The following is an 18,859-nucleotide window of genomic DNA, read 5'->3' on the forward strand; positions in this document are numbered from 1 at the left end:
CTTGCCGGCGAAAGCGCCAGACCAGTCACCACGCAGTTGAATGTGCCGCCCCCATCGCGGGCAAGCCACGCTCCCACAGGGATCTGTGTCGTTCGCGGAGGATGTGGGCGACGCAGATCCTGTAGGAGCGAGGCTTGCCCGCGAAGACGCCATAACAAACACCAAATCCCCCAGCGCGAAGCCATCCAGCACCCGAATTCAACGCAATAAAAAAGGGCGAACCCACCAAGGTTCGCCCTTTTCACACCACTTCGAACTAAATCAGAGCTTGGCCTGCAACAACGCCTCAAGCTTCTCCTGATCCCGAGCAAACTGACGAATACCCTCAGCCAGCTTCTCGGTCGCCATCGCATCTTCGTTGGACAACCAACGGAATTGCGCTTCATTCAAGCTCAAGCGCGCTTCACCGGCATTGCCCGGCGCCAACTTGCGCTCCAGCTTGCCCGTGTCCGCCGCCAGCTTCTCCAGCAGATCCGGGCTGATGGTCAGGCGGTCGCAACCGGCCAACTGCTCGATCTGATTCAGATTGCGGAAGCTCGCGCCCATCACCACGGTCTTGTAGTCATTGGACTTGTAGTAGTTATAAATCCGCGTCACCGACTGCACGCCCGGATCATCCGCGCCGGTGTAGTCGTTGCCGTTGGCCTTCTTGTACCAATCGTAGATGCGGCCCACGAACGGCGAAATCAGGAACACCCCGGCGTCGGCACAAGCCGCAGCCTGAGCGAAAGAGAACAGCAGGGTCAGGTTGGTCTGGATGCCTTCCTTTTCCAGCTGCTCGGCAGCGCGGATGCCTTCCCAGGTGGAAGCGATCTTGATCAGCACCCGGTCACGGCCAATGCCGGCCTTGTCATACAGCTCGATCAGACGGTGCGCGCGCTTCAATACGGCGTCAGTGTCGAACGACAGGCGCGCATCCACCTCAGTGGAAATACGGCCCGGCACAACTTTCAGGATTTCTTGCCCTACCGCCACGCCAAAACGGTCGCTGGCCAGGCCGACATCGCCCTTGCAGTCGTGAACGCAAGCATTCAGCAACTCGGCATAACCGGAAATGGCCGCGGCTTTGAGCAGCAGGGAAGGGTTGGTCGTGGCGTCCACGGGTTTGACGCGAGCGATAGCTTCGAAGTCGCCGGTGTCGGCAACCACGGTGGTCATTTGCTTGAGTTGATCCAGCTTGGAAGTCATGGGCGTGCTCTGTCCTATGGGTCTGTTGACATTACCCGAGCGCTGACAGCCACTCAAGGGCGCGTGTACGTATCGAAGGCCCCAGCGGCAACAACCGGAAAACGGATGTTTGAAAGGCGGGGCGCGGTATCGGTAGTTACGATGCCAAATCAGGGCACAGGTTCAACCGGGGTGACCGTTAGCGTCCCTCCAACAACTCCGCCGCCTGATCCAGCAACACCAAAGGCTCTTTAGCTTTATGAATATCCACCGACAACAACTGCCGAAACTTGCGCGCCCCCGGAAACCCGGTGCCCAGCCCTAACACGTGCCGGGTGATGTGGTGCATCGAGCCGCCCGCATCGATATGCGCGGCAATATAAGGCCGCAACTGCGCCAGCGCCTCGGCCCGGCTGATCACCGGCGCCGTGCTGCCGAACAGCTGCTGATCGACCTCGGCCATCACATAAGGGTTGTGATAGGCCTCACGGCCCAGCATCACCCCGTCGAACGTCTGCAAGTGCTCGCGACAAGCCTCCAGCGTCTTGATCCCGCCGTTGAGAATGATCTCCAGCTCCGGAAAATCCTCCTTCAGACGTGCCGCCACGTCATAGCGCAGGGGCGGAATGTCGCGGTTCTCCTTCGGCGACAACCCCTCCAGAATCGCAATCCGCGCATGCACCGTAAAACTCGTGCACCCGGCATCGCGCACGGTGCCGACGAAATCACACAACTGCTCGTAACTGTCCCGGCCATTGATCCCGATCCGATGCTTCACCGTCACCGGAATCGACACCGCATCGCGCATCGCCTTCACACAATCGGCCACCAACTGCGGATGCCCCATCAGGCACGCGCCGATCATATTGTTCTGCACCCGGTCACTCGGACAACCGACATTCAGATTCACCTCGTCATAACCATGGTCCTGGGCCATGCGCGCGCACATGGCCAGGTCCAGCGGCACGCTGCCACCGAGTTGCAGGGCGAGCGGGTGTTCGGCTTCGTTGTGGCGCAGGAAACGCTCGTGATCGCCGTTGAGCAGCGCGCCGGTGGTGACCATCTCGGTGTAGAGGAGGGCGTGTTTGGAGAGCAGGCGCAGGAAGAAGCGGCAGTGGCGGTCGGTCCAATCCATCATGGGAGCGACGCTGAATCGTCTGCTAATAAGCGATTGATTTAAAAGGGTTTTATCCGATTCTGAATTCACTGAAAAGCCTTTGTGTGTCGCTTTTGTGCACACGTGGTGTGCATGATGGGTGGGTGCGTAGTATTCGGGTATGTCGAACTGAACACGGATTGCACACGATGGCGAGTATTGTAAAGCTTCCAAGCGGCAGTTGGCGCGCCCAAAAGGAATGACATTTGACAAGCATGCTGGGGGCAACAGACCGGTCAATCCTTACGGCAAAAATAAGAGATCAACACTCAAGCGCCTGAAGGCAGAGTTCAAGGGCGTGCTGATGGCTGACTTGTGATCCTGCATCTGAGAGGTTTTGTAGAAAAGAGAGTCAAGGAAAAGTGCAATGGCGCGTCCTGCCCCCTGCAGAAGGATCGCAACTGCTGTGCATTCAGCAAGTCTTCGCCCAGGTAGTGCAGACATAAATTCAGCGGCCGCGGTATCAAGCGATCTTGATTGCAACCTTCGCACGCTCCCTTCGCAAGATGCTCGTACGGCGCTACGGCGTATCAACGTTGAAAAACGTAGGCGAGGCAGGCGAAGGGGAAAAGGGGATACCCATTATCCCCTCCCAAACGACACAGCAATCAGCTTTCATTTTCCTGGCCTGAAGAAATCAAAGTAAAAATTCATTGATGATAGGGGCTACGTTAGGTAAGTCCGTCAGGAAAAACAAATGTCCGTCTTCAAATACGTGCAATTCTGAATTAGTGATTTGATCAGATAATCGCTTCATGTTGGACAATGGAATGATTGGATCATCGCTACCAGCCAACACTAGCGTAGGCTGGAGTATTTGGTTCAGCCAGAAAGCGCTAGACCAGCATGCAATGGCCATCATTTGATAAGCGTAGCCAGTCATAACTTCGTAAGATGATTTATCAGCGCACATTTCCTTGGCATGTGAAGATGCGAGCTGCTTGTCGTACCGAAATTTGCCTCCGTAGAGGGCTGGTGCAATGCTAGCGGCATATTCAGGGTCGGTGTAACGGCGGGGGCTGGCCATCAATCCCAACACTTTGTAATCTGGTAGGATGGACATCAATCCACATGAGGTGGCTGCAAGTATAAGTTTGTTACACCGTTGTGGATAATTAAGAGCAAATTGTTGTGCTAAGAATCCACCCCAGGAAAGGCCAATAATGTTAACTTGCTCATGTCCTAAGTGATCAAGGATTTTCGTGACGGTTTTAGCAAGGTCAGAGAACGTGTAAGTAAAACTTGGCAAAGATGAGCCACCTACGCCGGGAACGTCAAACGCTATGACTTCTAGATCAGGGTGCATGGCGTTAACAATGGGTAGAACTAGCTCAAGGCCAGAGCCAATTCCATTGAATATCATAAGCGGAGTTGTATTGGGTAGCCCTTTGCGCACACCTACGCGGATGGCCTGGCCATTGATTTGTATTTTTTCAATATTCATTCCCAAACTCCTACTTAGATAATTTTAGTAGCAATTCACAATCTAAGTTAAAGACCCTGGCGGCGCAGCAACGGTTCAATCATTTACGCCCCTGGGCATTTATTAGTATTTTTCAGTGGTCAGCGGAGGGATGCACAAATGTTACCGTTTGATGATGTGCAACAAATGGTGTTTCTAGCGTGATCTTGGGCTTATGGCTTTTGTCATACATTCTGGTCAGCCCCCCTCGCGAGACTGATCCAGAGCGACTAAGTCGGTCTGGTGGACAGCCGCGCCCCGGACTTGCCCATCGATGAAATCGTGCAATTGCTGTTGACTGAGATCAGCCGGCTTAACGCCACCCGCGTGGTCACGACGCTGACCAGCGTAGGCGTTAGCGTGTTGCTGACCTCTGAGCTGGAAGACCGCTACACCGACCTGCGTTTCAGTCCTTACGGCACGGCATTTCTCACTGACGCCAAAATAGTAACCAGCGGGTTGTCGTCGTTGGTCGTCTTGGACTCAAGAGATCCCTTCTATGCCGCCTACTCGAGTATCCGTTCTGGAACGGTCTAAGGTATCAAGTTCATATCGCGCAGTTTGTCGAACACATCGAAAAATGCTTGATCGCTCGCCTGGTAGGCGGTGAAACCCATAGCCCGGCTCTTTGACATATCCGTGACAACTTCGATTGGTCGACCGAGGTCTGCGTCGGTGTGCCACGGGGACACCAGGCGCCCAATATCGGGTTCTTTCAAGCCGTGTTCCGCTACGATTTGCGTCCAGGCTATTTGATCGTCACCCATTTGCTTTTCAAGTGGCGAGAGGGTTGCGGGGTAATCGGTCGGAGGCAAGCCGAAATATTCGGCAATTCTGCTCCACATCCATTTCCAACGGAATACATCGCCATTGGTAACATTGAATGCCTGATTGGCCGCAGCCGGTGTGGTGGCCGCCCACATTTGTTGTTTCGCCAGTTGGCGTGCGTCGGTCATATCGGTAAGGCTGTCCCACTGCATCCTTGATCCGGGAAACACAAAAGGGCGATCGGTTTGTTTGCATATCGAGGCATAGACGGCGAGGGTGGTGGCCATGTTCATCGCGTTGCCCACGGCAATCCCGGTGACGGTATGCGGGCGATGCACGCTCCAAGTGAAGCCGTCCTTTTCAGCGGCGGCGAAGAGTTCGTCTTCTTGGGCGTAGTAGAAATTTTCGATGTCCAGACGACCCTGCTCTTCGCGAAAAGGTGTTTGAGGAAGGCTACCTTTTCCATACGCTTCGAACGGGCCGAGGTAGTGTTTGAGGCCAGTGACCAGTGCGACGTGCGCAACGCTCTTGGCTGGGCGAATGGCGGCGAGTACGTTGTGTACCATGGCGGCATTGACGCGAATATTCTCGGCCTCCGTGGCTTGCCTTGACCATGTGGTAATGAATACATGAGTGGGTTTCAAATCCGCCAGCGCATGTTCTAGCGACGCCGGATCCTGAAGATCTGCCGCGATAGGGATCATCCCGGGGGCCTGTGACGGATGTCGCGACAGCGCGGCGACCTGCCACTTGTTATCGATCAGTAATTGACTGATGGCGCTGCCAACGATGCCGCTGGCGCCTACGACCAATGCTGTCTGGGTCATACGTTTCTCCTGGATGTAGAGTTGGGAGCCCGCATAAGCAGCAGAGGTTCAACCTAAAGCGGATCCGCATTGGCGTCCCCTATGTACCAGGCAGATCATTCGCATTGAATAATCGCTTGGCCATCCACCACCTTCGAGTCTTGGCTGGCCAAGTGATTTTGTTTGTACAAAAAAAGCCCGCGAGGCCTTTTTCAAAATGAAACCAAGCATTCCTGGGTCAGCGCTAAACCTGGATATCTGGAAGCATGTGATCTCTAGTTGTTGAGCTTGTTTTTGGTGCGTTATGCAAAACTCTATTGTCTAACGATACGTCTACGATTTGAGGCGAAAATCTCGTTTTTTATTCATTTTTAACTCAGCGCGCTTGCACCGACTCGCGAAGTGAGGCTGCCTTGGCTCGCGTCATCAATCTGAGGCTGGCTTTGGAGCGTTGTCTTTCAAGCGCGAATTGCGTTACGCGGAGCAGTGAGTATGGGGCGGAGGCCTTGAGTCATCAGATTGGCGCTTAACTGAGAAGTGCAGCGCCCCACTCAGAAGGAATCGTCATGCGCCTTTCCAGCTTTTTAATCACAAATATCGAACCGATTCTTCAGGAATGGGAGAATTTTGCCCGCACGATTCTTACAGATTGCAAACCTCTTGATTCTGAAGGGCTGCGTGATCATGCGGAACTGATGCTACGGGCAATCGCTGATGACCTTCGAACCCACCAGACGCGGCAAGAGCAGGTCGAAAAATCCAAAGGGCTAGCCGCGACCGAGGACGACTCCGCCGCTAAGATCCACGCCATTACGCGACTGATGGCAGGATTTACCATAGAGCAGGTTACATCTGAATTCCGCGCATTGCGTACCAGCGTGATCAGCCACTGGATGAGACACGTGAAGGCCGGTGAAGAATTTGAAGTGGAGGATATGATTCGCTTCAACGAGGCCATTGATCAGGCTCTGGCGGAGTCGATCAGCAGCTACGCCGCTGCCGTACAAGCTTCTCGCGATGTCTTCCTGGGCGTTTTGGGACACGATCTACGCACTCCTTTGAGCGCAATCCTCCTGGGGGCAGACGTATTACTGCGGACAGACGACTTGGGAACGAGGGCGACAAAGATTGCGTCGCGTATTTATGCCAGCGTCAAGCGTGCGTCTCACATCGTAGGAGACCTGCTGGACTTCACACGATCCCAAATAGGCGGCGGAATTCCGATTAATCGCGTACTGATGGACTTAGCGCCCGCCTGTGAGCGAATCATCGATGAATCCCGTGCTGTTTACCCCGAAGCTCACATTGTGGTAGCGACGGTCGAGTGCGCCGAAGGTGAGTTTGACGGCGGACGACTGGAGCAAGTGTTCTCAAACCTCATCGGAAATGCCGTACAGCATGGCGCTGACCATTCACCTGTCACGGTGACGCTGTCTAGAACCGACGAAACAGTTCAATTCACTGTCCATAATATGGGAACGCCCATCTCAAGCGAGGTGCTGCCTTTTATATTCAATCCCATGGGGCGTTATTCCCCAGAAGCTTCGATAGAAAATGGGCCCTACGCAAGCCTAGGTCTCGGTCTATTCATCGTCGATCAGATAGTGAGTGCTCATAACGGCAGCATCGAGGTGTCATCGGATCCGGAGATGGGCACAAAATTTGTCGTGGAAATTCCTCTAAGGGCCCATTCATACGTGCTGACTGGATCAGACTCATAATTGCCGCTGCTCGCTTACCACTGCGTAGCGAGCCAACGAACAACCAGTTCGAACGTCCAAGTGCCAAAAATCAATGTGTAGTAAGGCGTAACGTCACCACAAACTCGCTCCCCTTGCCTTCTCCCGCGCTTGTACCAGTAACAGTGCCACCGTGGGCTTCGACTAACTCGCGCACCACCGTCAGACCAATGCCTAAGCCTGCCCCATTAAAACCGACTGCGTGAACATCCTGCACAAATGGCTCGAAGATGAGTGGCAGTGCCTTGGCGCTAATACCGATGCCGGTATCCCGGATGCGAATTTCCAGCAGATCTGCTGCGGCAGTAACCAGGAGTGTGACCGTTCCGCCCGCCGGTGTGTACTTGGCCGAGTTGCCCAACAGGTTGCCCAGAATTTGCGTAAGGCGTGCCGAATCTCCGTTCACCGTCAACGCACACTCTGGCAGTTCTGAGCTGAAATGTAAGCCATGAGCGACCATGACCGGGGTACAGATTTCTATTGCCTCATTGATGATCTGCGCCATATCGACAATGTGGCACTCAAGTCGAAACTTTCCAGTGCTGGCGCGTGCGATGTCGAGCAAGTCTTCCACCAATCGGGACATCTGCTGCACCTGGCCTTCAATCAGCATTTGCATGCGTGGCAATTCTTCGCTAGGTACCCGTACCAGACGACCAGCAATCATGCTAATGGGCGTCAGCGGATTACGCAGTTCGTGAGCTACCAGGGAGAGGACGTTGCGTTGCTGTTTCAGTGCGTGTTCAGCTGCAACCTGCAGGTGTTGTGCGCTAAGCGTGGCGATCACTAATTGCTCGTTGGCTTCGCGCATCTCTAGGTAAAGTTCTTGCTCTGCCTGGGCGACTTTGGGATTTTCAGCATCAGACTGCGCCGACAGAATTGCCAGCACCAATTGCTGATTGGCCTCAACCAGGTGCTCCACCTGTTGGCTATCGATGAGCTGGTTGTTTACGTCGTTGAGTTCCTTATGTAGACCTGCGAGTACTGCGCGCGCAGCGACGGTTTTCCGGCCGAGCAGGAACAGTTCGCGAGCAGTAGTGGCTATCGCTTGCTCATTCTTGTCGTTGGACTCACTCATGATAGTTTTCTCATCCTTCGACTTTGCCCAAACGCTGCTGGGTAGGCCGTCCCCCCAACAATCCTTCTTTATGGGACAACATTTCGCCTATCTGTAAACCGTTTTCATCGATGTGGTACAGACGCAGCTCATCGGAGTGAGCGCTAGCGCGCACCTTGACCACGGCCATGATGCGTAACAAGCGGCTTTGCACTTCAATGTAGCGCTGAACGATGATGGCGTCGGTAAGAAATGCCGTACCGTATGGGCTGAAACGCAGATCGGTGTAGCGGTCTTCCAGCTCAGAGGTCAGCAACACGCTGACTCCCACGCTGGTCAACGCCGTGACCATACGCGACAGCGACTCGCGAAAGTCCGCGCGGAAGGTCGGCGCCAGTGCCAGCTCAAAACCCGACAGCGAATCGATGACCACCCGGGTCGCTTTCAGTCGGGTGATTTCGCTTAGGAGCAAGTGCACAATTTCGTCGATGGACAGATCCAGCGCGCGGCTATCCACCAGACCGACCTGGCCGCTTTGAATCAGACCTGCAAGGGTGGCGTTCTGGTAATGGTTGGGCCGCTGTTCAAACACTGCGATCACGCCGGTTTCACCACAACGAGCGCCCTCGGCTAGAAAGCTGGCGGCCAGGATGCTTTTGCCCGAGCCCGAAGGCCCGGCCACCAATAGTGAATAACCCTTGGGCAGGCCCCCCCCGAGCATGTCGTCAAGTTGTGGCACCCCCATTTTCAGGCGTTTGATAGGAAACTCTGGCGGTACCTCCACCGTGTTGAGTACCGCTGGCGGAAAGATCTTGATCCCTGAAGTAGCGATACGAAAGGTGTGCAGCCCTGGTAGCGTCGGCTGGCCACGCATCTTCATGATTTCCATCTTGCGAACCATGGAGTTGCGCTGAACGCTCTGGCGCAACCAGATCAAGCCATCGGCCACGGTGAAAATCGGGTTGGTGTCAGTTTCGGTGAAGTATTCGCCAATCAGGAAGGTCGTCGCCTGCCAGGTGGTCATCAACATGCCCAGTTGCTGAACGAACTGCGGAAGGTTGTTGTTGGGGTTGTCCTGGGTCTGGCTGGCCAGCACCACGGAGCGGAACGAATCGACGAACACCAGCGCCGGGGAATGCTTCTCCACCTCACTGATGATGCGCCGCAGCACCTCGTCCAGGTTCCCGGCCAGGGTATCGGCAGACAGGTTGACGTAGCGGATCGAATGGTTGATCGCTTCGTTGTCGAAAAAGTCGAATTGCTGCTGATAACGCAGCATCTTCAGCGGCGGCTCACCCAGCACGGTAAAGAACAGCGCCGGGCGTTCAGGCGTCGCCAAGGCGAACATCATCTGATGCGCGAGGGTGGTTTTCCCACAGCCAGGCGGGCCGGCGATCAGGTTAAACGAAAATTCCGGCAATCCTCCGCCCAGCACCTCGTCCAGTCCTGGCACGCCGGTGGCCAAGCGGTTGATAGTTACTCTGGTGCTCATGGCGAATTTTCCTGCGATGGGGTGTCGCTCAAAGAAGGCTCCCACACGTCACGAAGTAACCGTGCGGTGAGCGATGGCCCGATCAGCGTAGTAAGTAGCTCGTAGAAGGTGGTCAGCATCACTTCACCGAAAAATATCGCATCGGTCTCGCTTTGTTCAACGAGTAGGGATTTAAGAGCAGGCAGATCCAGCGCGGTTTGCACACGGTCAAATATATGGGCCAGTCGCGGGTGTTGGGAGGCGCACAGATTAAGGCTGCGGCGGTAAAGCGCGGCAACTCCTTGCTGACCAATGATGGGTGTCAGGGCTGCATCCATACCCTGCAAGGTTGAGACAATCGCTTGCGCGATCCTTGCAGTATCAGCATTAGGGCCAACCCGGTGCGCCAGAGAAGCTACGATCTGGCGGCTCTCTTCGTTTAGCGCGGACATGGCTAACTGATTTTCCAATGGGCAGAGTTTGATAGTACACCCTATAACGAATCACAGAGACTCAAATGGAGATAGGACTACCATTACTGTCATTTTCAATTATTTATCACCAAAACGGGATTATTCCGAGCCATCAGGTTTACGAGGATAAATTGCTATAGCGCCACAACCGCCTGAAGCTTCGGTTGCGTTAGCATTAGCATGGTTTGCGCTTCCAGCGGCTGATGCGCTTGGTGGTTAAACTCCTTATCCATCGGAGATACAGTTCTCTCAATTAGCCCCCTCTGTAGAAGTGTGGATGGCCCCAGCGCAGAAATGGCGTTAGCATCCTATCCATTCGGTTTAACAGCGTGTTTTTCAGATCAGGGTCGCATTGTGGAAAAGCTAAATCGCCTTCAGAGTGGAATCGAAGGCCTAGATGCTCTGCTTAAGGGAGGGCTGGTCTCGGGAGCTTCCTACATTATTCAGGGTCGTCCAGGGTCTGGCAAAACGATCCTCGCCAACCAACTTGGGTTCCATCATGCGCGCAATGGGGGCCGGGTTCTGGTCGCCACGCTGCTTGCCGAATCCCACGACCGTCTCTTTCAATTTCTTTCTACCCTGAGCTTTTTCGACTCTTCCCTAGTCGGGGCCGAAATTCAGTTTGTCAGCGCGTTTGATACCTTGGAAAACGAAGGCCTGGATGAAGTCGTTAAACTGCTTAGGCGTGAGATCAGCCGGCAGAAGGCCACGGTGATGGTGGTGGACGGTTTGCTCAACGCGCGCTCCAAAGCCGATTCGCCCATCGACACCAAGAAGTTCATCTCCGAGTTACAAGGGCATGCAGCTTTCGCCGGTTGCACGGTGCTTTTTCTCACCAGCTCACGGCTGGATGATGGCAGCCCCGAGCACACTATGGTTGATGGCGTCATTGAACTGGGCGAAGAGTTGTATGGCACTCGCTCAGTGCGTCGTATTCAACTGCGTAAAACTCGCGGCAGCGCGGCGCTGACGGGGCTTCATGAGTGCGAAATTACCGACAACGGCCTGGTGGTTTATCCTCGGCTGGAAAGCCTCTACAGCTATCCGTCCTCACTCGACAGCGCCGACATGACGCGTATCGCCAGTGGCATCGCTTCATTGGACGCTATATTGGGTGGCGGTCTGCACAGTTCTAGCGTGACCTTGGTCATGGGACCCTCCGGAGTCGGTAAAACGACGCTGGGTCTCAAATTCCTGAGCGAGTCGACAGTAGAAGCTCCGGGCCTGCATTTTGGCTTCTATGAGAGCCCGGAGCGGTTGCGCCTGAAGGGCCATTCACTGGGAATCGATATTAAAGGCATGGAAGAACGCGGTGCGTTGAGCGTCGCCTGGCAACCCACCACCCACGGTTTGCTGGATGGGTTGGGTGCACGTCTGCTGAGCATCGTCGAGGAAAAGGGCATCAAGCGCCTGTTCATCGATAGCCTGAGCGGCATGACGCGGGTCTCGACGAATCCTGCGCGGATCACCGACTTTTACAGTGCGCTGATGAACGAACTGCGATGCAGGGGCGTCACGGTATTTGCTTCCTGGGAAATGCGTGATCTGTTCGGCACTGAGGTCAGCTCACCGAATTCCGACCTGTCCAGCATCGTCGACAACCTGATGCTCATGCGCTTCTTTGAGAATCACTCTGAACTAAGCAGGACTATATCCATTCTTAAAGTAAGAGATAGCTCTTATGACCCTTCGCGATTTGAGGTGGTCATCCGCGACCAAGACGTTGATCTGAAAAAGGCTTCAAGAAATGAACCGCCAGTTCCCACTCATACAGCGCTGCCCGGTTCAACATCCTAAGTCTTTGATTCGGGTTGAATTGACATGACCACCATCCTGGTCGTCGACGACGAGTATTTGATCGCTGATATTCTCGGCTACGCCCTGGAGGACGAAGGGTTCATGGTTGTGAAAGCCAGCAATGGTCAAAAAGGACTCGAGGTGCTTGAGCGAGAGCGGCCTGCCTTGATCATTACCGACTTCATGATGCCGGTCATGGATGGACTCGAGTTCGCCAAAGCCGTCCGAGCCTTACCCTCCGTTAATCACTTGCCGATCGTCTTGATCAGCGGCGCGCAAGCACACATCGGCATGGAGAGATCGGATTTGTTCAACGCTGTTATAGAAAAGCCTTTCAATATCGATTCGATTGTTACCGCAGTAAGAAACCTCTTGTCTAATAATTTAGGCTGAAATGCCGGCTAGTAGAATCTTGGATTCCTTGGCTTCGAGCGATTCTTGACGGGCTCGATACTGGCCGGGCGTCATGCCGAACCAGCGCAGGCAAGCCTTGTAAAAACTGCTGTGGTCGTGGAAGCCAAGTAGGTAAGTCACGTGCTGCATATTGAAATGGGAATGGCGTAGATAGAAGTCGGCCAGCTGCTGACGCATATGGTTCAGGATATCCGTGAACTGCGTGCCTGCCTTCTCCAGTGCCCGTTGCAATGTTCGCTTGCTGATGCTCAGCGCGGCCGCAATCGATTCCATATTACATTGGCCCTGTCTTTGCGCCTGGCTCAGGCGTTCGGTGATCAGCGCACGAATCCTGCACACCATGGTGGAATCATTTAGCTGGTCAAGCTGACCGTTGGCATAGCTGTCATGGAGCGTAGCCAATGCTTCGTTGGCCATGCTCGACGGCCGCAGTAGCTCCTCGCCGTCGAACAGGATGCTGTCATAGGCTGCCCCGAAACGCAGCTCGCAGCCAAACAGTTGTTGATGCTCATGGATGTTTTTCGGTGGGGGATAGCTGAACTCCACGCTCAGCGGTCTCAGCGATTTGTTACCACTCAGCCAGCGGTAGACGCCTAGCAGGGCTCCGAGGTTGGCATCGGTGTACTGGCGGGGCTTGATCGAGCCGCGTTGATGGTGATCGAACGTGGCCAGGCGGTAATGCTGTTGTTCCTGGACAACAAACAGGGTGAAACCTGTGCCAATTAACGGGCTGAAATGAGCCAGTCGTTCGAAAGCATCTTTCAGGTTGGAACTGGACATCATGGTATAGCCGACGATCTGAAACATACCTGGATGGAAATGCTCGGCTGATTTCAAACCAATGTTTGGATCGCCGGAAGCCCTGGCCGCCAGATCCAACAGGCGGTAGATAGTGCTTCGTTCGCAGAATGATCCCGGTATAGCAGCGAGCTCTATATCAAGCCCCGACTCCTGGCACAGACGGGCGACGTCTAATCCTTGCGCCGAAAGCATTTTCACCAGTACGCGGGCATAACCTGCACTCATTTTATACATTACGATTCATCTCCCTGTTGAATCTGACATCCATTGCCACTGAAGGCGCCAACAAAGAGCTGATGGCTGAGGTTCATGAGCTCAGGATGTCGGCAGTTTCGCTCATTGGGAGAGCATTGGGTCAGGTCGGGGCCTCAAGCTCTTCCATCACCAATCGTAGTTGAAAATTCGCTGCTGGCAGGCCGTCAAGCCCTCATCGAATGTTCTTCCTCTGCGCTTAGCATTTGAGTCCGGTTATGTTCGTGCTTCTGGACAAGGGAGAGATACTCGTCGACGTCTTCCTGCGTCCGATGCTCCTGCCCCAAGAGCGACTCGCACAAATAGTTGAATCGCATCGATTCCTCGAGCGTCAGGCCAGCAAAGACTTCGTTGCCCTGATGGTCTTCACTGAGGGCTCGTATTATCCTGAGGTACGCGCGCTGCATGTCCGTGAGCACAAGCATTTGAATCTCCTGTCAATTGCCAGTGCGGAGCTGTCCCGCAATGCGCAGAGTTGATCACCCAACTTTTCAGGGCTGCTTGTATGGGGTCAGCGGCACTTGAAAGTTCCATCCAGTTGCATCGGTGAAGAGGAATATCCGAACGGGATTTGCTTGGGCAGTCAGAGGGTGTCAAGAAGGCGCCATAGCTGCTCATGCTCCCAAGGAAGTGCCATAGCGCTGCCAGCTTTCAAGAGAACCGACTCAATCCTCAGGCGACCTGCAGTCCTGCATTAGTCATTTGCTTGCGCTCGGTACTCCAGGCACATCCATGTTGATCTTGCGCCAAACAGCTTCGGAAAAGCTGTAAACCGAAAAGGCGATCATCCCCAAGGCCATCACCATCAAAATCAAACCTCCGGCCGGTAAATTCTGGAGAGCATCAAGGGCTTCCTTCATGCCCGGCGGATCCATGGCTTTGTAGTTCGAGCCGCTGATCATCAGCAGCAGGGCGATCTCGATAAAGACGACACCACGGGCTATCAGACCGAACTGAGACACCGGACGGACGTAGCGCATAACGTCTTCGTCAGCTTCAAAGTATTGCTCAAATGTCGCTTTCCATCCCTTGATGATGTGAGCAATGCCTACGCCGAGTGGTACGAGCGCGACGAGGTACACCAGTAAATTTGAGTGTTCCCAGGACAATAGATGCGCCAGTAAATCCTTGGTTTGCTCACCTCCGGAATGGCCCGAGCTTCTGATGCCACTGATGAGCAGGCCCAAAGCAAAAAACGCTAGCGCACCGTTGACTATGCCTCCCGCCAACAAGCCTGCACGAATCACCAATCCCTTGAATTCTTTTCCGTGATGATCAACGTCGCGTATTGCCTGCAAGACTCGCCAAGCGGCGAAGGCCAGTAGGCCTGCTACCACCAGCCCGATTAATACGTAACCAAATGGCTGGCTTAGCAGGGCTTCCAAGCTCCTGTGACTATCCTTCGGTTTGGTCGAGTCGAGAGCCGCCAGCAGGGCGAAAATGCCAATGATCAGATAAAGAACGCCTCGAGCGGCATATCCGCCTCGTGCGACTACGACAAGGCTCTGTTGCGCGGACATGGGATCTAATTCCGGAGAAGGTATACAAGAGCAGACCTATCTGGTCGGAAGGGGTTCGATTGCAACAATTTCAGAAGCGATAAATAGGCCCAAGCCCTCGGATACGTCCAATCAATTTTGGTACGGATTTCCATGAGCCGTGAGGATGGAAGGCATGGGTGGGCTTCCTTTACTGGCCCCCGCACCGAGTCAAAGTGTAGGGGCCTTTTCCACATAAGCGGCGCTTTTGGTAACGCGGCGAGCGCGCAATCACGCTCCATTTCGGAATCAACAGCTAGCTCTTGTAATCGTACGGTTGTGTTCCATAGAAGGAATGGATTTCCGTTGCCCAAGACTCTTCGGCCATATTAGGCCAGCTGTCCTTGTCAAAACCTGGTGCATTTTCCAAGCGCTCTTTCTCTACGTTTAGTACAAAACGCTTGTTTACTGTATCCAGTGTCAATGCATTCCAAGGTACCGCAAACAATTTTTCTCCTACGCCGAGAAAGCCACCGAAGGATAGAACGGCATAACTCACTCTACCACTGCGAACGTCTAGCATGATTTCCTTAATATCGCCCAGGTCTTCTTCATTATGGTTATAAACATCATTTCCAATGAGTGTGTCTGCCCCCATCAGGTCGGGGCCAGGCCCCTGTTCCTCGGAGCCGGCATCTCGCAGGAGGTTGGTCTTGTACATGCCATAGGTGTCACGATCTTCGTAGTTCATTGCTCTCTCCTATCAGAAATCGCCAATCAATAAATATGTGTACACACTGTTTTGATGGCTGTATCAGTGGGAGTCTTCCGCTTTTGAAAAAGTTGAATTTTTTTTCTGTATCGCGACGAGTGGTAAGTTAGACATAAAAGAAATTACTGATCAGTTTTTTTATCATATTGCTACCCGTTTGGGTTGCTTTTATATATGGGCGGTCACTACTTCGTTATCGTAGAAGCTGAATGAAGTAATTGCCTGTTATGGAAACTGCGTCTTTGGCTTGATATGACTTCATCAATATGAAAATCAAATTCAGGTCGCGACTGTAACCGACCTCGGTCGCGATTCGCACTATTTGAATGATCGTTTATATAAGGGAAATTCAGTACAATCAAATCAGTGTTTTTGCCGATTCATGAAAAAGTGCGCTCCTGAGGGAGCGCTCCTTATTCCTGCAGGATACATTTCGATCCCACGAGGCGTTCAGACTATCTTCAACCCCTCGAAAGGGTTCCAGCCTTGCGAACCTTTTACCTGTTTCAGGTAGTAGGCATAGTTGGCGCTCAAGCCATACATCAGTGCAAACACGACGTTCAGGCCGCTGCCCAGCGCCTTGGGCAATTCATAACCCAGGATGGTAAAGATCAACGACAGGCTGAAGCTGACGACTACGATGATCGCTATCAACGCCAGGTTCTTTTTCCACAGGCCAAGCACGAAAAGATAAATCGGCCCGAAGAAAATCGCGATGAAATTCATATTGATCAGCAGGCGCTTGCGGGTGGTCAGCTGCTTGAGTGCCGAAATGAAGTTGGGGTTTTTTGGGCTGCCGTGCTGATTGAAAAAAGCGAAACGCTCTTTCCATTTTGAGCTGGCATCGTGGGTTTGCAACTCATCCGTGGTGCTCATGTTCTGTCCTTTTTGGGGGCGCTACCCGGTCGAGACATCGACCAGGCTTTCCTTCAATGCGTTTGGCCGCGTGTTTTGCAGGCTGCAGGCCAGTGCCAATGTGGCGACCTGAGTGTCCGGTAGCGTAGGAAATTTCACAAGGCATTATGTTCGGGCCGATAAAGCAAAACCCACCAGCCGTTGGCGATGAGCCTGAAAAAGCGCTGCTTTAACAGCGGCTGCCTGGCAACAATGGGTTGCCGACCGTCACAAACAGCGGAATTGAGGATGATTTGTTGACCGCAGCCTGCTATTACCCTGTAACCACCTGAACGGACGAGCGCTGAAATGACGACCACCAAGAAACTAGCCCTGATGATCGCTGCGCTGTGCCTCTCCGGCTTCGCCCAGGCCGGAGAGCTCGATGTGACCACGGGCGGCGCTACCGTGACCATCAATGGCATTACCTACACCGGGAAAAACATCAGCGTTCACGGCAACAGGGTGGTAGTCGATGGCGTTGAGCAGAGTGTGCCAGTGGCTGGTCCGGTCAGCGTCATTGTGAATGGTAACGCCACCTCTGTTGAAACTGCCGCTGGCAGGGTTCAGGTCACCGGCAATGTAGGCAGCGTCCGCACGATGAGTGGCCTGGTCGAAAGTGGTGATATCAATGGCGATGTCACCACCATGTCGGGCGATGTGAGTTGCAAAATTCATACGGGTAGCGTCAAAACAGTCTCCGGCAACATTAGATAGTCAGCGCCGAGAGCCGATAATCTGAAAAGGAATACCCCTGTTTTCATGTTTTTCCGCCATGGCTGATCGATTAAAGAGGTAAGGCACTCTTTGTGGAGCGCCTTTCCTGTTCGAATCTATAGAGGATCGCTCCGCTATTTGTTCTCAGGCACCGCCAACCACTCCCCCAACACCTTCTGATAATTCCCCGTCACCTTGGCCAGATGCAGCCACTGATCCACATACGACTTCCAGCTGATGTCATCCCGCGGCAGCAGGTAAGCCTTCTCCCCATACTGCATGAACCGCGTCGGATTGACTGCGCACAAACCGGGTTTGAGTTTCTGTTGGTACAGCGCTTCCGAAGCATCGGTGATCATCACGTCGGCCTTCTTGTCCAGCAGTTCCTGGAAGATGGTCACGTTGTCATGCAGGCGCAGTTGCGCCTTGGGCAGGAAGGCGTGGACAAAGGCTTCGTTGGTGCCGCCGGCCGGTTCGACCAGGCGCACCGCAGGCTGGTTGATTTGTTCGACGGTCTGGTACAGCGCCTGATCTTCGCAGCGCACCAGCGGGATCTTGCCGTCGACATCCAGCGTGGTGCTGAAGAAGGCCTTTTTCTGGCGTTCCAGCGTGACCGAGATGCCGCCCATGCTGATGTCGCATTTGCCCGCCAGCATGTCCGGCATCAGGGTTTTCCAGGTGGTCTGCACCCATTCGACCTTGACGCCGAGGCTGTCGGCGAGCGAGCGGGCCATGGCGATGTCGATCCCCGAGTATTCGCCGTCCTCGGCTTTGGAGGTATAGGGTTTGTAGTCACCTGTCGTACACACGCGCAGCTGACCTTGTTGAATGACCGTGTCCAGGTGCGATGGGCTTTGCTGCGCCTGGACGCTGAAGGATAGGGCGAGGAAACCACTGAGCATCAATGTGCTTTTTATGCTTTTCATTTTTATCAGGCTTTTTTGATGGAGAAGGTTTGAAGCCAGTGAGTGTAGCGAATTGGAGCTACCCGCACGGCCGATACCTTGTTGGTTAGAGTCGGCAGCCGCTAACTTTCGCCTCGCTCAACAGAATGTTTGTATGCCTTAAACGTAAACTGGTTTTTTAATATGCCGCTGTCTACTGTCAAAGTTGACAGGTGGTTGTCTGTCCATGTTTTCAGCTAAAATCTTTTCATACAGTTTCAAGCAAGTGTGGGGTTTGTTAGTCCGTGCTTTTTCATTCAAATGCACCGAAGATTTGCACTGCCAGATGGAGGGCGTGAGCCTGAGGCTGCAGGACTTGGTGTACCAATATTTGTATCTGTCGATACACACAGCAAGGACAGCTGGAATGAAGGAATCAAATCGTATTCAGTTTTACGTATCCAAGACAAAAACCGATGGTGAAGGCGGGAGTATCACCTCGGTATTTGTCTGTGGAAAAAATGAAAGCCAGTGGTGTTGGGCCCCGGTGGAATTTGTGGCCCAGTTGATCAATCAAGGTGTGCGGTTCAATACATTCTTCAAGGTTGGCGACGGGGATTATCAGGTGGGTGCCAGGGTTGAAGTCCATGAGTTTGCTTTGTGGACCGTTGCGAATGGTGCGCAGGGTGATTCTCTGGAAGGTTTGCCGACGAAAACGGTGTAGATCACGTCAGGCGTAGCGCAGCGCTGT

At 53.7% G+C, this 18,859-nt stretch carries 18 protein-coding genes and 1 pseudogene; 7 read left to right on the plus strand and 12 right to left on the minus strand.

Annotated features, from left to right (window positions below; genetic code table 11):
• Positions 1-261: 261 nt before the first annotated feature.
• The 3 genes from tal to phaZ all read right to left on the minus strand — a co-directional run bounded on the left by tal (position 262) and on the right by phaZ (position 3,767).
• Positions 262-1,188, minus strand: a complete 927-nt coding sequence (gene tal / locus ACA041_RS08795; RefSeq protein WP_150745309.1) for a transaldolase — start codon at positions 1,186-1,188, stop codon at positions 262-264.
• Positions 1,189-1,366: 178 nt separating this feature from the next.
• Positions 1,367-2,332: a tRNA dihydrouridine(20/20a) synthase DusA gene (gene dusA, locus ACA041_RS08800; RefSeq protein ID WP_497442033.1), complete on the minus strand. Its 966-nt coding sequence runs from the start codon at positions 2,330-2,332 to the stop codon at positions 1,367-1,369.
• 628 nt (positions 2,333-2,960) lie between these two features.
• Positions 2,961-3,767, minus strand: a complete 807-nt coding sequence (phaZ, locus tag ACA041_RS08805) for a poly(3-hydroxyalkanoate) depolymerase (RefSeq protein WP_497440757.1) — start codon at positions 3,765-3,767, stop codon at positions 2,961-2,963.
• 252 nt (positions 3,768-4,019) lie between these two features.
• On the opposite strand from phaZ, the pseudogene ACA041_RS08810 reads away from it, so the two are divergent.
• A pseudogene (locus ACA041_RS08810) lies at positions 4,020-4,235 on the plus strand (ATPase domain-containing protein); the annotation flags it as partial.
• 83 nt (positions 4,236-4,318) lie between these two features.
• On the opposite strand, the gene ACA041_RS08815 reads toward ACA041_RS08810, so the two are convergent.
• Entirely contained in the window at positions 4,319-5,380 is a 1,062-nt protein-coding gene (locus tag ACA041_RS08815; RefSeq protein WP_497440758.1) for an SDR family oxidoreductase, read from the minus strand.
• Positions 5,381-5,925: 545 nt separating this feature from the next.
• Between ACA041_RS08815 and ACA041_RS08820 the strand changes: the two genes are divergently transcribed.
• The gene (locus ACA041_RS08820; RefSeq protein WP_497440759.1) at positions 5,926-7,080 is read left to right on the plus strand and encodes an ATP-binding protein; all 1,155 of its coding nucleotides are present in this window, start codon (positions 5,926-5,928) and stop codon (positions 7,078-7,080) included.
• Positions 7,081-7,150: 70 nt separating this feature from the next.
• Here the strand turns inward: ACA041_RS08820 and ACA041_RS08825 are convergent, their stop codons facing one another.
• From ACA041_RS08825 to ACA041_RS08835, 3 genes are read right to left on the minus strand one after another with little or no spacing between them, the layout of a single operon-like run.
• Positions 7,151-8,176: a sensor histidine kinase gene (locus ACA041_RS08825; RefSeq protein WP_497440760.1), complete on the minus strand. Its 1,026-nt coding sequence runs from the start codon at positions 8,174-8,176 to the stop codon at positions 7,151-7,153.
• A 10-nt stretch (positions 8,177-8,186) separates the two neighbouring features.
• Positions 8,187-9,647 (minus strand): ATPase domain-containing protein, encoded by a 1,461-nt coding sequence (locus ACA041_RS08830; protein WP_497440761.1) that lies wholly within the window; start codon positions 9,645-9,647, stop codon positions 8,187-8,189.
• On the minus strand, positions 9,644-10,078 hold the full coding sequence (locus tag ACA041_RS08835; RefSeq protein ID WP_497440762.1) for a hypothetical protein: 435 nt from the start codon (positions 10,076-10,078) through the stop codon (positions 9,644-9,646). The genes ACA041_RS08830 and ACA041_RS08835 overlap by 4 nt, the downstream gene beginning before the upstream one ends.
• Before the next feature lie 372 nt (positions 10,079-10,450).
• On the opposite strand from ACA041_RS08835, the gene ACA041_RS08840 reads away from it, so the two are divergent.
• The gene (locus ACA041_RS08840; RefSeq protein WP_497442034.1) at positions 10,451-11,896 is read left to right on the plus strand and encodes an ATPase domain-containing protein; all 1,446 of its coding nucleotides are present in this window, start codon (positions 10,451-10,453) and stop codon (positions 11,894-11,896) included.
• A 24-nt stretch (positions 11,897-11,920) separates the two neighbouring features.
• Positions 11,921-12,289, plus strand: a complete 369-nt coding sequence (locus ACA041_RS08845; protein ID WP_497440763.1) for a response regulator — start codon at positions 11,921-11,923, stop codon at positions 12,287-12,289.
• On the opposite strand, the gene ACA041_RS08850 is transcribed toward ACA041_RS08845, so the two are convergent.
• A complete protein-coding gene (locus ACA041_RS08850; protein ID WP_497440764.1) occupies positions 12,281-13,345 on the minus strand; it encodes an AraC family transcriptional regulator in 1,065 nt (354 codons plus the stop codon). The two genes, ACA041_RS08845 and ACA041_RS08850, sit on opposite strands and share 9 nt — an antisense overlap.
• 236 nt (positions 13,346-13,581) lie before the next feature.
• On the opposite strand from ACA041_RS08850, the gene ACA041_RS08855 reads away from it, so the two are divergent.
• Complete coding sequence (locus ACA041_RS08855) at positions 13,582-13,842, plus strand: hypothetical protein (protein WP_497440765.1); 261 nt, start codon at positions 13,582-13,584, stop codon at positions 13,840-13,842.
• Positions 13,843-14,061: 219 nt separating this feature from the next.
• Here ACA041_RS08855 and ACA041_RS08860 read toward each other — a convergent pair whose 3' ends face one another.
• From ACA041_RS08860 to ACA041_RS08870, 3 genes are all read right to left on the minus strand, one after another.
• Entirely contained in the window at positions 14,062-14,883 is an 822-nt protein-coding gene (locus ACA041_RS08860) for a DUF1206 domain-containing protein (protein WP_497440766.1), read from the minus strand.
• A gap of 274 nt (positions 14,884-15,157) precedes the next feature.
• Complete coding sequence (locus ACA041_RS08865; RefSeq protein WP_497440767.1) at positions 15,158-15,592, minus strand: PRC-barrel domain-containing protein; 435 nt, start codon at positions 15,590-15,592, stop codon at positions 15,158-15,160.
• Between the two features lie 471 nt (positions 15,593-16,063).
• Positions 16,064-16,489 carry a DUF2628 domain-containing protein gene (locus ACA041_RS08870; protein WP_497440768.1) on the minus strand — a complete coding sequence of 142 codons (426 nt, stop codon included), beginning with the start codon at positions 16,487-16,489 and terminating at the stop codon, positions 16,064-16,066.
• 327 nt (positions 16,490-16,816) lie between these two features.
• Between ACA041_RS08870 and ACA041_RS08875 the strand changes: the two genes are divergently transcribed.
• Positions 16,817-17,224 carry a hypothetical protein gene (locus ACA041_RS08875; protein WP_497440769.1) on the plus strand — a complete coding sequence of 136 codons (408 nt, stop codon included), beginning with the start codon at positions 16,817-16,819 and terminating at the stop codon, positions 17,222-17,224.
• Positions 17,225-17,358: 134 nt separating this feature from the next.
• Here the strand turns inward: ACA041_RS08875 and ACA041_RS08880 are convergent, their stop codons facing one another.
• Positions 17,359-18,150 (minus strand): transporter substrate-binding domain-containing protein, encoded by a 792-nt coding sequence (locus ACA041_RS08880; RefSeq protein WP_497440770.1) that lies wholly within the window; start codon positions 18,148-18,150, stop codon positions 17,359-17,361.
• A gap of 205 nt (positions 18,151-18,355) precedes the next feature.
• On the opposite strand from ACA041_RS08880, the gene ACA041_RS08885 reads away from it, so the two are divergent.
• A complete protein-coding gene (locus ACA041_RS08885) occupies positions 18,356-18,832 on the plus strand; it encodes a hypothetical protein (protein ID WP_497440771.1) in 477 nt (158 codons plus the stop codon).
• The last annotated feature ends 27 nt before the right edge of the window (positions 18,833-18,859 follow it).

It is taken from the genome of Pseudomonas sp. LBUM1676, from assembly GCF_059695605.1.

Excerpts from the sequence above, each read along its gene's own strand:
- ACA041_RS08865 (WP_497440767.1), bottom strand. The coding sequence starts at position 15,592 with ATGAACTACGAAGATCGTGACACCTATGGCATGTACAAGACCAACCTC.
- ACA041_RS08820 (WP_497440759.1), top strand. The coding sequence starts at position 5,926 with ATGCGCCTTTCCAGCTTTTTAATCACAAATATCGAACCGATTCTTCAG.
- ACA041_RS08850 (WP_497440764.1), bottom strand. The coding sequence starts at position 13,345 with ATGTATAAAATGAGTGCAGGTTATGCCCGCGTACTGGTGAAAATGCTT.
- ACA041_RS08880 (WP_497440770.1), bottom strand. The coding sequence starts at position 18,150 with ATGAAAAGCATAAAAAGCACATTGATGCTCAGTGGTTTCCTCGCCCTA.
- ACA041_RS08830 (WP_497440761.1), bottom strand. The coding sequence starts at position 9,647 with ATGAGCACCAGAGTAACTATCAACCGCTTGGCCACCGGCGTGCCAGGA.
- ACA041_RS08885 (WP_497440771.1), top strand. The coding sequence starts at position 18,356 with ATGTTTTCAGCTAAAATCTTTTCATACAGTTTCAAGCAAGTGTGGGGT.
- ACA041_RS08845 (WP_497440763.1), top strand. The coding sequence starts at position 11,921 with ATGACCACCATCCTGGTCGTCGACGACGAGTATTTGATCGCTGATATT.
- ACA041_RS08815 (WP_497440758.1), bottom strand. The coding sequence starts at position 5,380 with ATGACCCAGACAGCATTGGTCGTAGGCGCCAGCGGCATCGTTGGCAGC.
- ACA041_RS08825 (WP_497440760.1), bottom strand. The coding sequence starts at position 8,176 with ATGAGTGAGTCCAACGACAAGAATGAGCAAGCGATAGCCACTACTGCT.
- tal (WP_150745309.1), bottom strand. The coding sequence starts at position 1,188 with ATGACTTCCAAGCTGGATCAACTCAAGCAAATGACCACCGTGGTTGCC.
- ACA041_RS08835 (WP_497440762.1), bottom strand. The coding sequence starts at position 10,078 with ATGTCCGCGCTAAACGAAGAGAGCCGCCAGATCGTAGCTTCTCTGGCG.
- ACA041_RS08860 (WP_497440766.1), bottom strand. The coding sequence starts at position 14,883 with ATGTCCGCGCAACAGAGCCTTGTCGTAGTCGCACGAGGCGGATATGCC.
- phaZ (WP_497440757.1), bottom strand. The coding sequence starts at position 3,767 with ATGAATATTGAAAAAATACAAATCAATGGCCAGGCCATCCGCGTAGGT.
- ACA041_RS08870 (WP_497440768.1), bottom strand. The coding sequence starts at position 16,489 with ATGAGCACCACGGATGAGTTGCAAACCCACGATGCCAGCTCAAAATGG.
- ACA041_RS08855 (WP_497440765.1), top strand. The coding sequence starts at position 13,582 with ATGTTCGTGCTTCTGGACAAGGGAGAGATACTCGTCGACGTCTTCCTG.
- ACA041_RS08875 (WP_497440769.1), top strand. The coding sequence starts at position 16,817 with ATGACGACCACCAAGAAACTAGCCCTGATGATCGCTGCGCTGTGCCTC.